We start from the raw sequence: 15,295 nt of genomic DNA on the forward strand, positions 1-15,295 counted from the left end.
CATTAAGGTTGAAAGTTACGATATAAAATGGCCCAGTCGATAGACTTTCTGTTTTTCCATTCTGGTTCACTATAGTATTTACCACCAATGGAATTTAAAATCATTTCCATATACTCTTCGCCTGGATCAAAGTCTTTTGCGTTCAGAAAAATGGAACCGCCCCATTTTTTTTTGGCTTGGGTATGACTAAAAACGCCAGATAAATCCTCTAGTTTTTCATTGGAGAGTGGAATCTTATATTTGGTAGTGAGTTCTGTCACAAGTTCTTTAACCGTTTGGATTTGTTCTGGTTGCTTTAAAAGTTCTTCAGTATCTTTTGCTACAATTTCGATTTGAATACAATTGTCGTTAGTTCCAGTAGCCGCTGCAGCTCTGTCTTCCAAAACATCTAGAAGTTGGTAAGCTTTTCCATTATTGTCAATCATGATAGAAGCGGTTAGGTTTCTTGCTTCTAATGTGCGAAGGGATTTAAAATAATCTGAAATTGCAGTATAATGTAAAACTACACAACTTGGTTTGATTTTTCCACGGAAGGTGTATTTAACTCTATATTCTTCTGGTGGATAACCTTTATCGTCTTTCTCAATGCGTGATATGGCAATCTTTTCTGGTTTAGTAATTCCTCTACCATTGGTTGGTTTGAAGGTGTCCTTTAAAATATCCTTATTCTCTTTTTTTAATACCCAACCAGTAACAAACCGGTCTTTCCAATCATCTTCTTCATAAAATTTACCATCGATTTCTGAGAGAATCTGTTTAAGAGCTAACTCACTTCCGCAAGGCGAAAAATCTACAAATCCACCAAATCGACGTTTGGTTTGGTTGTGAGTGAAAATTCCTCGTTTCGAAATGATGTCGTAATTGGTTTTGGGAATGTTTAGTTCGTCTGCCAAATATGAAATCACTTGGTTTAGGACACCACGCTGTTTGCGATTGTTATACAGAGTTTCCTGGGTGCCTTCATAGACAATGTGAATGGATTCTAAATCAATACCTGGTGCGGCAGACCATTCCTCGTTTAGAAAATTAGGATCGCCGAAAATATTTCCATCCGAGTCCACGTAAATGTGAAACATAAATTGGTTGGCGACGGAAAGTTTTATAAACTCAGGTAATTTTCGTTTTCCCGAATTGTGGAGGATGAGTGCTGAAACAGATTTTGGATCCCGTACTTTGGAAAGCGAACTCCATTTTACATTCTTAATCGACTCTAGTTCGTTATAAGATACCAAACCTTCAATACGTATCGAAGGATAATCGGGAGCCTTTCGAAAAATACCAATACATCCTGTGGAAATAAGGAAAATGAGTGATAATTTTAAAAGATTCTGACACAATGGGTTCAAAATCATAGCAAGGAAAAGAGACTTGGAGCCGTACACACCCTTTATACTATCGCGAAATCGTTTCTTAAAGTTTTCTCTCAAATGTTTTGCCCTTACTGCAGTTTCGATTCATGGAGTGAACTGTGGTCCCGGTCTTAATACTCCCCCTCTTCGGGGAATTTCTCCAGAACAATACCATAGTTTTCGTAGCTTGCAAGAAGTCTTCCTCCAAGACAACCCCATTCCGAATTTTGATCTTGGACTTGCTTTAGATAATTACGTATATGGACATCCGTATCCCATCGAAACGGAAAGCGTTATACAGTTGTTAGCTACTGTTCCTTCTTCGATTTTAGCAGCAATGGCATTGGATTTTTCTTTTACTCCAATTGTCAAACTACCGATGGAAGAACGTATCAAAAGATTACATGAATGGAAACATTCTTCCCTAGGACTCAAGCGGGGTGTTTACGCTATTCTTAGGCAAATTTCTTTTTTCCTTTTAAGTTCTGACAAAGAATATCAAAAATTTGTCGGTTATATCCAATAAGGCAGGCTATATGGGAATTCCTCATTCAAACCAAAAAATCATAACTCCAAAAAAACATGCAGAGATTATTAAAGAACATAAAATTCAAAATGGAAAATGGGAACTAGATGCTGATGTTGTAGTCATTGGATCTGGTGCTGGAGGGGCAGTTGCGGCGAGCGAACTTGCGAGGAACGGTTGGAAGGTTGTACTCATTGAAGAAGGAAGTTATTTCACTCCAGCTCAATTTAATTCTGATGAATTCATTTCTCAGGCGAGATTGTATCGTGATGCGGGTTTTATCGTAACAGAAGAACAAACATTATCTATTTTACAAGGGAAGTCGATTGGTGGTTCAACAACGGTCAATTGGCAAACTTCTTTGTATCCTCCGGACTACGTAACCAATGAATGGAGTGAACGATTTGGATGGCAAGGATATTCAAGAGAAGAAATGGACCTTTATATTTCGGAAGTTCATGAACGATTAGGTGTACACGAAGTACCTGATCAATTAGTAAATGCTAATAACAATGTGTTGCGTGTTGGCGGAAAAAAAATAGGACTTACTCCACAAGTACTTCGTAACAATAACCGTGGTTGTATCGGACTTGGACGTTGTGGACTTGGATGTCCTATCAATGCAAAACAATCGGCATTTTTGACTTGGATCCCGGATGCGATTGAAGCTGGGGCCACAGTCATTTCCAATATGAGAGCTGCAAAAATTAAAGAAGGCAAAATCAAAACTGTCATTGCAGAGTTCACACCCGATGCGTATGAAACCGCTCCCTCTGAGGTCATCGAAATGATGGAAATCAAAGCTCCTGTTGTGATTGTTAGCGCAGGTGCGATTGAAGGTCCGGCCCTTTTACAAAGAAGTGGAATCGGAAATGGTTGGGTAGGTAGAAACTTAAAAGTCCATCCAACCTCTACGATTTTTGGTAAGTTTGATTCTGAAATCAAAATGTTTCATGGTCCTCCGCAATCCATTGTGATCAAAGATGGTCATAATCAAAATGGAACTGGTTACGGTTATTGGTTGGAAGCTGCCCCATATAGACCTACACTCGCTTCTTCTCTTGTTCCTTTTTACGGCAAACAACAGTTTGATGTTATGAAGGATTTTACCAAATACAATGCAGGAATTGTTCTTGTTCGCGATGGGGCAGACGGAGAAGCCAATGCCAGCGTAAAATATAGTTTGGGAAGAAGAAAGGTTTATTTTGAACTAACACCTACAGATGGTCTTAACATGCTAAGGGGATTGAAGACCCTCGCGGAATTAACCGTGGCTGCCGGTGCTAAAGAATTAATTTTTCCTTTCACTAGATTTACAGAGCCCTATAAAGTAACAGGAAATGATAACTTTGACTGGATTCTGAAAGAAAGTACTAAACCTGGAGATTTATCCGTTGGTTCTGCACATCCGCATGGTTCCATCCAGTCAGCAAATGATCCAGAAAAAGGCGCAGTTGATTTAAATTTGGAAATTTATGGTCATAAAAACATATTTGTCATGGATGCCTCAGTTTATCCTACGGGACTTTCGGTGAATCCACAAATAACGACGATGAGTATCGTTCTCAGAGCTTCGAGAAATTTGGCCTCACAAAAAGAAGAAAGAACGAAGATCTAACTTTTTTCCAAAAATCCCTTTCAATCCCACGGGTTCTAACTAGTTTGGAATCCGTGCGGAAATATCTTTCCTTTGTATTGTTCTTTGTAATCCTTCACACTACAGTCTTTGCTATTGACAGCGATGCGATGAAGGAAGGCAAAAAAGCTTTTTCGAAAAAAGCATATGGCGAAGCGATTAAAAAATTTACAAAACACGCCGACTCACACCCGCAAGATGGGGAAGCGTATATGTATTTGGGATATATCTATGAATATAAAAAAGATTATCCTAAATCCATTCAAAACTTTAGAAGAGCTGTCGAATTGGATCTGGACAAGGACCAAAGAAAAACGGTCCTTTTAAAACTCGCACTTTTTTTTAATTACCACCAAGACTGGAATTTATCAGCAACATATTCTTCACGTTATTTAAAGTATGATCCAAAAAACGAAGAAGTGCAAAAGATATATAATCGCGCAGTTGGTAACAAAGGAAATCCTTCCTCTTCGCATTCATATTCCCAACCACAAAAACAAGAACCGAAACATACCGAACCTAAACAATCTGACGCAAAGAAAGATACAGTTAAAAAACAAGAAGATGTTTCGGAAGGCCAGGAAACTACAAAACCAAGCTCTTATTATGAGCAGGTGTTAACAAACCAACCAAATTTAGAAGATGTACGTTGGGAGTATGCTTTAGCATTATTAGAAGAAAAAAAATATGATCTAGCCGAAACCAATCTTAAAACTCTCATTGAAAAAAATCCAAGTCGATCCAGATACCATTATAAACTGGGAATTGTTAAACTTAGACAAGATGATCCTAAATCTGCCATTGAATCTTTCGAACGTGCCAAAAAAAATCCATTTTCGAAAGATACAAATGTATTTTTGTATTATGTTTATTTAAATGAAGGTATCGCTTATCAGAAGTTAGCTGAGTTGGAAAAAGCAGAATCATCCTTTCAACAAGCATACAAACAATTGCAAAAAGATCCGCCTCTCTTGGCTTTGGCGCGGTTATACGAACAAAAATCAGATTGGGAAAATTGTATTTCATCAGCTGACAAAGCTCTTTCTCTCAATCCCAACCAAGTGGAATCACATATGTTTCGTTTTGTTTGTATGTTTGAAGCTGGCAAAAGAACCAAAAAGTTTGAAACAAGTTTTGTTAAGTATTCTGAATTTATCGATTCTAAATTTCCTGATTTAAGTCAAACTCCTGAGAAATACCAAGTAGGTTTTATTAAATTAGCTCGGCGTTACACTGAGACCAATGCTTTTGACAAAGCGGAAACGTATTTTTCTGTTCTAGAAAAAGATCCATTGAAAGCAGAAACTCGGGAATTTTTATTCTATCGTGGAAGAAACTATTTTTATGCAGGTAAAGTGGACTTGGCGATTGTTATTTTACAAAAAGTGACTGGTTCCTCTTCGGGCCATTACTTACTTGCTAGATGTTACTCTAAGAAGGGAGATCTTTCTAAAACAAAGGAGCAGTTTAAATTAGCTGCCGATTTAAAACCTGAATATTGGGTTTCAGAGTCCTTAGAGAAAGATTTTAAAGATGTCTGGAAAGACGTAAACTTTCGTGAGTTCATTAAGACAAAAGCAGGAACTCTAAGCTCTCAAAACTAATCATAATCAACTCTGTAGAGATAAGTAAAAAATTTCAAAAAAACTACATACCTCGGAAATTATCTTCCGAGGTAAAAACCTTTAATCTTCCTTTGGTTCCTTTGTTAAACTTGGACCTTTAAACAAATCAGCCCTGAGTTTTTTAAAGGTATCAACGGAGATTTGGCCGGGTGCTTTTGGTTCACCTAATGTCATATAGGTGAAAGAAGAGTTAAATTTATCTCCAAAAACGCGAGAGATAAGCCCAAGTTCACCCATACAAATTCCAATCATTGTATTTGATTTCGATAATAGTTTGATATCATTTAAAAAGTCCGCTGTTTCTTCAATGTCTTCTGGTGTGATTGCAAACTTGAAAATTGGATTTTTCTTTTTCACTGGTTTTGCTTTGTTTATGAAATTAGTCATTTCATTGGCAAGGATGGACTTTTTAAACGAATGGTAGGAATAAATGATTCTATAGTTTAAATTTTCGTAATTCTTAAAAATGGTGTCTTCGCGATTTAATTCAATATCCAAATAATTTGCGTTATCGTTAAAGTCTTTTAAAATTCCTTCTACATCTTCATGAAATAGTTTTACATAAGAACGAACACTACTATCTTCCGCCCTTCTGTAGGTAAAAAGCACTGGAAGACCTAAGGCTTTTAGCTTTTTTTTCATCTCCTTTTGGATGTAGTTTCTGGAAAAAAGATCCAATCGGACTTCGATTACATCGATCTCTTTTACATCTTTTTTTTGTAAATGGCGAAGATCATCTTCACCAACGGAAGCTATGATTTTATAAGATTCTGGCATAATGATTTAAAGTCCTTTTTGTAATAAGTCGTGTAGAGAAATCATACCTACAAATACACCTTTATCATCTACAACGGGAGCAACTGAAATTGGTCTCTCTCTGCTTTCCATTTTGATTAAAACATCATAGGCTTTTTCTTCCGGTCGGAAACTGCTTGGATTTGAGTTCATCATATCTTTGGCAGTGACAGTAGGTAATAGAGTGTTTTTTGTTAGGTATTTTCGAATGTCATAGTCAGTGATGAGGCCGATCAGTTTTGAATTAGAGTCTACGACACCTGTGGCTCCAATTCCTTTTTCTGTGATTTCTTTAAGAATGGCTTCGAGATTTGCATCAATTGGAATCGATGCGTTTCTTTCACCCTTTCGCATAACATCAGATAAATATAGCGAAAGTCGTTTTCCAAGCCTACCGGCTGGGTGGTATAAAGCAAAATCATTAGCCTGGAAATTTTTTAACTCCATAAGTGCCACTGCTATGGCATCCCCTAAAACGAGAGCAATGGTTGTACTTGATGTGGGAGCCAAATCTAGAGGACAGGCTTCTTTTAATACTGGCGTGATGATAACAATATCCGAAAGGGAGGCTAACTTTGATTTGGCGTTAGCAGTGATTCCAACAATTTTTGCACCGATTTTGCGAAGTGTTGGGAGAATGTAGTTAAGTTCTTCCGATTCGCCACTTTTCCCAATGGCAAGCACTACATCGTCTGGACCAACAATTCCAGAATCACCATGCGACGCATCTGTTGGATGTAAAAAATAAGCCGAGGTTCCGGTGGATGAAAGTGTATGAGAAATCTTTTTGGCAATGTCACCAGATTTACCAACACCTGTTACAATCACTTTCCCTTTTGATTTTAAAATTAAATCGATACAATCTTTTACAGAAGGATCCAATTGGTCTCTAAAATGAATTAGAGATGAAATTTCATCATCAAGTGCTTGTTTTACGATAGATAGTGTATCTTTTCCTTTCATACAAGTAATTCCTCCCAGGCCAAATCATCTACTTTGATTTCATAAGAAAACGCAGTTTCGACACCTGGAATCCTTAGGACCACTAAGGTTTTATTTTTAACTTTTAAGATTTCCATAGTTTTGTCTTTTAGTGCTCCGCTGATGATGCGTATCATTTTCCCTTTTTCCAATACGGATTCAGGACTAACCTTCAAACTATCAGCATACTTTTGTAGGCCCTCTTCTAATAAATCCAAATCGTTTTGAGTCACGGTTGCTGGTTGGCCTTTATGAAATACAAAATGGTGGGAACCCGGTAATTGGAGGACTTTATTTTTATCTCTCCAGAATACTATTTTTACAAAAATATACGAGGGAAGGATGGGAACGTGGATCCATTTAAATCGATCAGTCCATTTTTTTCTTTCTTTGCGGATAGGAACATAGTTTTCCAAGTGGTACTTGGTTAAAAGTTCACTGAGTTTTTTTTCTGCTCTGGGTTTTGTGTACACAATGTACCAAGCACTTTCTTCTATGGAGGGATTAGTCTCGGACATCTAAACGGAACCTAATGGGTAGAACAAATTCTTTACCTTTGGAATATTGAAAGTGCCAATCGGCTAGTTGTCGACGCACCTGTAAATCAAAGACGGCATACCTACACGCGGTGACCACTGCAATTTTTTCCAGAGTACCATCTTCTCTTACGGAAAGTTTGTAAACACAAACATCTTCAAGTTTTTGCTCTAAGGCAAGGGGTGGATAACTGAGACAATTTTGGAATTCGGAGATTTCGTCTTCGACGGTTTTGGTTCCGTCATCTTGGGAATGGTTGGACGAGGAAGTGGATTGGGATTTACCGATTCCAGATGAAAATTGCAACTGAATGGTCGAAATTGCTCCACCTTCTTTTAAATTGAAATATGTCGAATCTATGTCCCCTTGGAAGCTATAAGCAAATAAAGTCAATAATAACAAAAGGTGAAATCCAAAACTGACGATTAGCGCCTTGTATTTCTGGCCTTCAAAGAGAATGTGCATTCCAAGAACATGAAAAACTTTATTGGAGAGAATGCAATCTCCATTTTCATTGTCCGTATATGCCTTCAAGTTGGGGAAAAATTTTTCGAGTATCTACGTTTGGTGAGTCCCACGGAACTTCCGTTGGTGTGGTTGTGGATGGAATTCCTGCTGGCCTTCCATTTCCAGAAGAAGAAATCCAAAAAGATTTAACACGGCGGAGGCCAGGCCAAAATGATCTAACGACTCCAAGGGATGAAAAAGATCGGATGGTCGTTGAGTCAGGTGTTTTCCAAGGAAAAACAACTGGAAGTCCTATTCTGATGAAGGTGAATAACCAGAATACTATAGGTAGTGACTATGATGAGATGGCACATGTCTTTCGGCCTTCTCATGCAGATTATACATATTCAGAAAAGTACGGACATCGTGCCCATGTGGGAGGAGGTCGGTCTTCCGTTCGAGAAACGATCGGAAGGGTGGCAGCAGCAGGTTTGGCCCGTGTCATCTTAGAGCGTGAATTAGGGATCACAACAGTTGGTTGGGTGGACTCTATAGGTACAATTGATTCCAATATTAGTGAATCCGAATATCCTACTTCACGAGATTTTGTAGATAATTTTCCAACAAGATGTCCAAAACAATCGTCCAATGATGCAATGGAAACGCTCATTCGCAAACTTCGAGACGAAGGTGATTCTGTTGGTGGCGTAGTGAAGATTGCTGTTCGAAATCTCCCCCCCGGTTTAGGGGATCCTGTTTATGATAAATTGGATGCAGATTTAGCCAAAGCGATATTGTCGATTTCTGCCTGTAAAGGATTTGAAGTGGGTTCAGGATTTTCCGGTACTCGCCAAACAGGAAGAGTTCACAACGATGAGTTTTATATAGAACCAGGAACGGGAAAAGTAAAAACCAGAACCAACAATTCCGGAGGAATCCAAGGTGGAATTTCCAATGGAATGGATTTGATTTTACGTGCGGCATTCAAACCAACTTCTACCATTAAAATAGAGCAAAAAACCATTAACGATAAAAAAGAAGAAACTGTTTTAAAAGCTAAGGGTCGCCATGATGCTTGTGTTTTACCAAGAGCAGTTCCCATTGTGGAAGCCGTGGTAAATCTTGTGTTAGTTGATGCATATCTTTACCAAAGAGCCTTACAACCAAAATGGTTTATGAAATATGCTAATTTAGATTCTATACCAGAACAATAAAGGAATCCTGATACAAATGAATCGACCCAAAGTTTATAAGATCCTACTTCTTGAAGATGATGAAAGTAGTGCTAAATTACTACTACATACTTTAGAAAGGTATAACTTTGATGTCACTCATGTTGTGGATGGCATGTCTGGACTTACTAAAATTAGAAACAGTAGTTTTGATTTGGTGATTAGCGATGTCAATATGCCTTATCTGGATGGGATCAGTTTTTTGGAAAAAGGAAAAGAGATGTTAAAGATGACGCCCGTCATCATGTTAACTGCTGTTGGTGAAAAGGAACAAGTGAGACGGGCAGCATTAAGTCATGTCACGGCCTATCTCTTAAAACCGATCGCAAACCAAGCTCTTCTAGAAAAAATTGCACAGGTTTTGCAACTCAAACCAGAAAACATTTTTGATAAAAAACAGCATCCGTTAAAGATCTCTGTTTCCGAATTGTCCATTTCTCAGATGCTTTTGGAAATTCAGGGTTGCCCTGGAAAAAAAGCCCAGGATGAGATCTTTGATCGGTTCATGTTGACTTTGGGAGGCCGTGCTTCTTTCACCAATTTGAGAATGAATCTCGATAAGATCTTTTTTTATGAAGTAAGAGCCTTACAAATTTTGGATGATCTCATCGCCAAAATTCTCAAACAGACCAATATCCGTGCCAGTTCTCTGTTTTTGGATTCGGAATTCTTCAACGACAATGTCGTGGATCTGCAACCTTACTCTTATCTTTCCGAGGTAAATATAATTTCAAAATGAAGGTTTGACAAAAACTAATGATAAGGTCTAATCAAACGTAGGGGGCCTGTTCTTTGGTTAAGATAAAGATAGACGGAGTCGAATACGAAGTCGACGAAAAGAAAAACCTCATCGACGCCACAAAAGAAGTCGGAGTCGAAATCCCTTACTTCTGTTACCATCCAGCATTAAGCATCGTCGGTATGTGCCGCATGTGTCTCATTGAAATTGAAGGTGTTCCTCGTTTACAAGCAGCCTGTAATACTCCTGTAAAAGAAGGAATGGGGATCATTACCAAGTCTGACCGAGTCAAAGAAGCTCGAGCAGGAACTATGGAATTTTTACTCGCAAATCATCCGTTAGATTGTCCTGTTTGTGATAAAGCTGGAGAATGTCGATTGCAAGACAATGCATTTGGTTCTGGTTCTGGACATTCGAGATTTGAATTTGAAAAACGAAATATCCCTCAAGAAGAGATTGGGACTAATCTCATCATCAATCATAATCGTTGTATTGTTTGTTATCGTTGTGTAAGGTTTGAAGAGGAAAAGGTCGGACAGTCCAATCTCGGACTTTTTGAACGAGGAAATCATTCCATCATCGGTCTTGCGAAATCAGAACCAATAGATCATAATTACCAAGGGGCATTGGCAGATATTTGTCCAGTGGGAGCCCTCCTTAATAATAAAACATTGTTTAAGTCTCGGGTTTGGTGGTACAAATCGCATAAATCAGTCTGTCATGGATGTTCTACTGGTTGTAATGTGACAACGAACGTAAGAGATAACAAAATGTATCGTTATATGGTTCGTGAAAACTATGACCAAGGTATGTTTTTCCTTTGCGACAAGGGAAGATTCGATTTGGATTGGATGAATGAAAATCGTCTACATAGTTATTTAGATGCTGGAAAACCATCTACATCGAAAGAGGTCATTTCAAAAATCGCAGACCGCATGAAATCAGCCAAATCAATTGCAGTACTCGGTGGTGCTCATGAGTCCAATGAAACATTAGAATCATTGAAAAAGAGTTTTGATTTGATCGCACGTGAGTTAGGCGGTAAATCCATCCAATGGGAATCTCGTGTAACCGATGCACAAAATAAAGAAACCGAACAAGTAGATTTTTTACTCACAAAAGACAACCATCCTAATACAAAGGGAGCTGTTGATTTGGGAATCACCACAACTTCAGGTATCTCAGGGATTGTTAATGCAGTGAAATCTGGCGCTATTGATTTAGTATTTGTATTGAAAGAATCGATCCCGGAAGGAATCGATCCATCAAAGGTAATTTCTTTTGATACTAATTTGACTGAAGCAACAAAAAACGCAAGTTTGGCGGTGCCAATTCAAATTTTTGCAGAATCTGCAGGCAGTTTTACCAATAAAAACGGCCTCAGACAAAACTTTGAGCAATCGATGAATCCAATCAAAGGATTGTTAAATGCAGCTGGTGTTGCGGAATTGATCTTCCAAAAACTGACTGAAAAAGTGGAGGCATCCGTTGGGAACCGTTAATGTAGTCAACGTCGCCAAAAAACACCAGTTTTCTTGGTATGAGAAGTTTTATTTTTGGTCCATTGGCAAGGGTCTTTGGATTACATTGAAACATTTCGTTAAGGTAGCTTTTTTCAACAAACAAGTGACCATCGAGTATCCTGATAAAAAGAGACAGTATTCGACTCGGTTTCGCGGTATGCACTCGATGAAACGAGATGAAAAAGGTAGGGAAAGATGTACTGCTTGTTTTTGTTGTATGTGGATTTGTCCTGCCAATGCCATTCATATTGAGGCGGCAGAAGTTCCGTCGGAACGCCAACACCTTCATCCAGAAGATAAATATGCAAAGAAGTTTGAAATCAACTTACTGCGTTGTATCTTCTGTGGTTTATGTGAGGAAGCTTGTCCTAAGGGTGCGATCTACCTAGATGGAACTGGTGAAATGGCGGCAGACAACCGTGAGGATTTGTTTTTAACGAAAGAAAGAATGATGGAAAAAACTGGCGGTCCCATTCTCGGCCAAAGGGTCTAAATTTATTTTTTCGATTCTATTTGATCTCCCGGTTTTTGTTGTTTAATGACGAAACCGGGTTTTTTATTTTCTGTACAAATAAGTTAATACATTTGTGAATTTACACTTTTTGATTCAAAAATTTATTTTTAGATTTTCAGTTCTAAATTTTTTAAATCAATTTGTTGCAGTCATTAGTTTTAGATTCTTACTTTGTGTGTTGGTTTGGATAGTCCCATTCCATTTTCAATCTTCCCTTTTTGCAGAAACTACCATTATAGAAAACGAAGAAGATGAAAGAAGGGTATTGGAAAACCATGCATTTGAAAAGCTAAGATTTGGTCTTGCTAACCATATTCATTATTATAAAGTCAAAAAAACTAAAAACACCGTCGTAGAACAAAGATCTGGTCGTAAAAGACTTTATGATCATAATTTGATTTTACGTTCAATCTTTCGAAATCGGATTTTACACCATAAATATGGATCCATTGGTCGTTTGTTAGATGGTGCTAGCTTTATTGATTTTGGAAGTGCGATTTTGTATGAAGAAGGTGCGGTCACCGTTCGAGATTTGTATGAAGATCAGTTTCTTAGCAGGTACATTAACAAAATAGTCGCAACAGATATTAATGACCCCGAATACGATCATACACGCTATATCGAAATTCATTTAACGGAACGAGATCCCTTCCCTTTTGCTTTTAATGAAATTCCGTATCGTTTGGATGATCCATCTTATATCCGAATTTTAACAAAATTATATACACCGAATGAATTTTCACCAGTGATCTTTCGAAGTACTAATTCGGGGCCAGATTTGTTTTATACTGTGGAGGAAATGCGAGACCATTTCCAATCGGTATTGGATGCAAACCCGCATCGCAGTATTTTATATTTTTTTAATCGTTACATTTTCTTTCGAACTCCCTGTGAAACCAAATTTCAACTCATCGGAACCATCGATGAAAAGGTCGGAGTGAACCATAGTTTCAGCGCCTGGCGTTACGTGGACTGGAACAAAAGGGAATTTTCTGAAGCCATCGAACCCAACTACCGGTACATTCGCATCGCCGAAGAACGAAATGAAAGCAAAGCAGATCGGTTGGATTCGATGATTTCGGGATTTGGGTGCCAAATTCGAGCGAAAATGATCTACTACCGTCACAAATTCATGAAAACTATGACGAAATGATGATTTTTTTACTTTTCTTGTGAGACGAACTCTGTACGTTTTTCCTAGAACACCCAGAGAGAGGTAAACCCATGGGGAATTCCTATATTATTGATGCTGTCCGAACTCCGAGAGGAAAGGGCAAAAAACGCGGGACACTTGCATCCGTCCACCCACAAGAATTAGCTGCTGCCACATTAAAAGCCATCCAATCACGTACGGGAATCGATCCAAAAACGGTTGAAGAAGTTGTAATGGGTTGTGTATCCCAAGTTGCTGACCAAGCTGCATGTATCGCGCGTTATGCGGTTATGGCTGCTCATTGGCCAAAAGATGTTCCAGGTTATACAGTAAACCGTTTTTGTGGATCTGGATTACAAGCCCTTAACAACGTAGCAAACCACGTTGGATCTGGTGCGATGGAACTTGGAATCGGTGGTGGAGTTGAATCCATGAGCCGTGTGAAAATGGGTGATGATATGATGGGACGTGATTTTAACGTTGGTAACGATAAAATTGCTTCTTACTACAATCTAGTTCCACAAGGAATTTCTGCCGACCTAATCGCAACTAAGTATGATATTTCTCGTGAAGAAGCAGATCGTTTTGCTGAATCTTCACAACAAAAAGCACACGCAGCCATTCAAAATGGTCACTTCAAAAAATCTGTAATCCCAATTACTTTGGATGATGGAACTGTTGTGACTGAAGAAGAAAACCCACGTTTGGAATCTGACTATGCATTCCTTTCTAGTCTTGGTCCTGTTTTCAAAACCATTGGTGAAAAAGAGTTGGATGCGATTGCATTACGTTCTTATCCAGAAGTAACAAAAATTAACCATATCCACACACTCGGAAACTCTTCTGGTATTGTTGATGGTGCTGCTGCGATTTTAGTTACCAATGATGAGGGTTTAAAAAAGTATGGTTTGAAACCACGCGCAAAAATTCTTGCGACAGTAGCAACTGGTGAAGATCCAACAATCATGTTAACTGGTCCTGTTTCTGCTTCGCAAAAAGCTTTGAAACAAGCTGGTCTTAGTGTAAAGGATATTGATCTTTGGGAAATCAACGAAGCATTCGCATCTGTAGTGTTATATGTAAAGAAAACACTCGGAATTGATGAATCCAAAATCAATGTAAACGGTGGAGCAATTGCTCTTGGACACCCACTCGGTGCAACAGGTGCGATTCTTACCGGAACCGTTCTAGACGAGTTGGAAAGAAGAGACCTTCGTTACGGACTGATTACTCTTTGTATCGGTGGCGGTATGGGTATCGCAACCATCATCGAAAGATTGAAGTAAGATAAGACTTTAAGAATTTACATAACACGTTTGGATCCTGTAACAGCGGGGTTTAAACGTGTTTCGTTTATAACTCACCACATATCTTTTCTACCCGAAGAAATTAATAACAATAGCCGCGGCCCGCGGGGATTTAAACGAAATTCGTATATCATACCTCCCGATTGGGGTAAGTTGGGATAACCTGCGATCTGCGGGAGGGGGGGGGAGAATTATGTGCATTGCGTATAACACACCTAAGATTGATGAAAACAGAATATCCAGAGGTTACAAATTCGTATATCATATCTGATCACTGGAATTTAGATTTCCGGTGGCGATTATGCGTAATACATATATCATACCATTATGTTACATGTGGTAAAAATCTGAATGTATATCAAAAAATAGTGTATTGATAAGAGGCACACATAGGTCAATAATTATAAATGTGATCTTTGATTGGGATAATGAAAAAAATAAACTACTCAGTGTTCAGCGTAATATATCCTTCGAAAGATTAGTAATCGAAAACGAAAATTCATTCTTTTTCAAACCTGCATACCCTTCACGAAAACACACTAAGCTTTATTTTCCAGAGGTGAACACACATGAAACTTAAACTTACCGATGAAGAAAAAGAATTAGAATTATCTTTTGAAAGATATGAATAGAAGTCTGTTTCAAATAAGAAAAGCTATTTAAATAAGTTTAAAATTGCTGCAAAAAATACTTTAGCCAAAGACAAAAGAATGAATATTAGAATTGCGGGAAAAGATATTCAATTATTAAAAACAAAGGCCCTTGAAATAGGGATTCCATATCAAACTCTAGTTTCAAGTATTTTGCATCAATATGTTACTGGGAAACTTAAAGAACAGTAATGCTTAAGTAGCCAATGCTATCAGACCTCCTTCGAACCTCTGCCCCAACAGGATATTTGACAGGGCTGATACTTCCTTTCCGGATACAA

14 protein-coding genes and 1 pseudogene are annotated in these 15,295 nt (G+C 38.2%); 10 read left to right on the plus strand and 5 right to left on the minus strand.

Translation table 11 applies throughout. The features are described from left to right. Positions 1-2: 2 nt before the first annotated feature. Positions 3-1,427 (minus strand): peptidoglycan recognition protein family protein, encoded by a 1,425-nt coding sequence (locus ND811_RS02440; protein WP_322113427.1) that lies wholly within the window; start codon positions 1,425-1,427, stop codon positions 3-5. On the opposite strand from ND811_RS02440, the gene ND811_RS02445 reads away from it, so the two are divergent. The 3 genes from ND811_RS02445 to ND811_RS02455 are packed head-to-tail and all read left to right on the plus strand — an operon-like array spanning position 1,369 to position 5,115. Then, complete coding sequence (locus tag ND811_RS02445; protein WP_265350531.1) at positions 1,369-1,875, plus strand: hypothetical protein; 507 nt, start codon at positions 1,369-1,371, stop codon at positions 1,873-1,875. The two genes, ND811_RS02440 and ND811_RS02445, sit on opposite strands and share 59 nt — an antisense overlap. Before the next feature lie 10 nt (positions 1,876-1,885). After that, a complete protein-coding gene (locus tag ND811_RS02450) occupies positions 1,886-3,493 on the plus strand; it encodes a GMC family oxidoreductase N-terminal domain-containing protein (RefSeq protein WP_265350530.1) in 1,608 nt (535 codons plus the stop codon). 44 nt (positions 3,494-3,537) lie between these two features. Next, the gene (locus ND811_RS02455) at positions 3,538-5,115 is read left to right on the plus strand and encodes a tetratricopeptide repeat protein (protein ID WP_265350529.1); all 1,578 of its coding nucleotides are present in this window, start codon (positions 3,538-3,540) and stop codon (positions 5,113-5,115) included. An 81-nt stretch (positions 5,116-5,196) separates the two neighbouring features. Here ND811_RS02455 and ND811_RS02460 read toward each other — a convergent pair whose 3' ends face one another. The 4 genes from ND811_RS02460 to ND811_RS02475 are packed head-to-tail and all read right to left on the minus strand — an operon-like array spanning position 5,197 to position 7,983. Continuing rightward, positions 5,197-5,913 carry a type I 3-dehydroquinate dehydratase gene (locus tag ND811_RS02460; RefSeq protein ID WP_265350528.1) on the minus strand — a complete coding sequence of 239 codons (717 nt, stop codon included), beginning with the start codon at positions 5,911-5,913 and terminating at the stop codon, positions 5,197-5,199. A 6-nt stretch (positions 5,914-5,919) separates the two neighbouring features. Beyond that, positions 5,920-6,894: a KpsF/GutQ family sugar-phosphate isomerase gene (locus ND811_RS02465; RefSeq protein WP_265350527.1), complete on the minus strand. Its 975-nt coding sequence runs from the start codon at positions 6,892-6,894 to the stop codon at positions 5,920-5,922. After that, positions 6,891-7,430: a UpxY family transcription antiterminator gene (locus tag ND811_RS02470; protein WP_265350526.1), complete on the minus strand. Its 540-nt coding sequence runs from the start codon at positions 7,428-7,430 to the stop codon at positions 6,891-6,893. Before ND811_RS02470 ends, ND811_RS02465 begins: the two co-directional genes overlap by 4 nt. Next, on the minus strand, positions 7,417-7,983 hold the full coding sequence (locus tag ND811_RS02475) for an LIC_10042 family TonB-like protein (protein WP_265350525.1): 567 nt from the start codon (positions 7,981-7,983) through the stop codon (positions 7,417-7,419). The genes ND811_RS02470 and ND811_RS02475 overlap by 14 nt, the downstream gene beginning before the upstream one ends. On the opposite strand from ND811_RS02475, the gene aroC reads away from it, so the two are divergent. From aroC to ND811_RS02510, 7 genes and pseudogenes are all read left to right on the plus strand, one after another. Continuing rightward, complete coding sequence (gene aroC / locus ND811_RS02480) at positions 7,974-9,110, plus strand: chorismate synthase (RefSeq protein ID WP_265350524.1); 1,137 nt, start codon at positions 7,974-7,976, stop codon at positions 9,108-9,110. The two genes, ND811_RS02475 and aroC, sit on opposite strands and share 10 nt — an antisense overlap. Before the next feature lie 16 nt (positions 9,111-9,126). Beyond that, on the plus strand, positions 9,127-9,867 hold the full coding sequence (locus ND811_RS02485) for a response regulator (RefSeq protein WP_265350523.1): 741 nt from the start codon (positions 9,127-9,129) through the stop codon (positions 9,865-9,867). 53 nt (positions 9,868-9,920) lie between these two features. Then, positions 9,921-11,369, plus strand: a complete 1,449-nt coding sequence (locus ND811_RS02490; RefSeq protein ID WP_265350522.1) for an NADH-quinone oxidoreductase subunit G — start codon at positions 9,921-9,923, stop codon at positions 11,367-11,369. Further along, the gene (locus tag ND811_RS02495; protein WP_265350521.1) at positions 11,356-11,883 is read left to right on the plus strand and encodes a NuoI/complex I 23 kDa subunit family protein; all 528 of its coding nucleotides are present in this window, start codon (positions 11,356-11,358) and stop codon (positions 11,881-11,883) included. Before ND811_RS02490 ends, ND811_RS02495 begins: the two co-directional genes overlap by 14 nt. Before the next feature lie 196 nt (positions 11,884-12,079). Continuing rightward, complete coding sequence (locus ND811_RS02500) at positions 12,080-13,057, plus strand: hypothetical protein (RefSeq protein WP_322113437.1); 978 nt, start codon at positions 12,080-12,082, stop codon at positions 13,055-13,057. Positions 13,058-13,128: 71 nt separating this feature from the next. Then, positions 13,129-14,343 (plus strand): acetyl-CoA C-acetyltransferase, encoded by a 1,215-nt coding sequence (locus ND811_RS02505; protein WP_265350519.1) that lies wholly within the window; start codon positions 13,129-13,131, stop codon positions 14,341-14,343. A gap of 590 nt (positions 14,344-14,933) precedes the next feature. Then, positions 14,934-15,206: pseudogene (locus ND811_RS02510) on the plus strand (antitoxin). Positions 15,207-15,295: the final 89 nt, after the last annotated feature.

Source organism: Leptospira soteropolitanensis, assembly GCF_026151655.1.
Taxonomy (GTDB): domain Bacteria; phylum Spirochaetota; class Leptospiria; order Leptospirales; family Leptospiraceae; genus Leptospira_A; species Leptospira_A soteropolitanensis.

Excerpts from the sequence above, each read along its gene's own strand:
- ND811_RS02450 (WP_265350530.1), top strand. The coding sequence starts at position 1,886 with ATGGGAATTCCTCATTCAAACCAAAAAATCATAACTCCAAAAAAACAT.
- ND811_RS02460 (WP_265350528.1), bottom strand. The coding sequence starts at position 5,913 with ATGCCAGAATCTTATAAAATCATAGCTTCCGTTGGTGAAGATGATCTT.
- ND811_RS02465 (WP_265350527.1), bottom strand. The coding sequence starts at position 6,894 with ATGAAAGGAAAAGATACACTATCTATCGTAAAACAAGCACTTGATGAT.
- ND811_RS02470 (WP_265350526.1), bottom strand. The coding sequence starts at position 7,430 with ATGTCCGAGACTAATCCCTCCATAGAAGAAAGTGCTTGGTACATTGTG.
- aroC (WP_265350524.1), top strand. The coding sequence starts at position 7,974 with ATGCCTTCAAGTTGGGGAAAAATTTTTCGAGTATCTACGTTTGGTGAG.
- ND811_RS02485 (WP_265350523.1), top strand. The coding sequence starts at position 9,127 with ATGAATCGACCCAAAGTTTATAAGATCCTACTTCTTGAAGATGATGAA.
- ND811_RS02505 (WP_265350519.1), top strand. The coding sequence starts at position 13,129 with ATGGGGAATTCCTATATTATTGATGCTGTCCGAACTCCGAGAGGAAAG.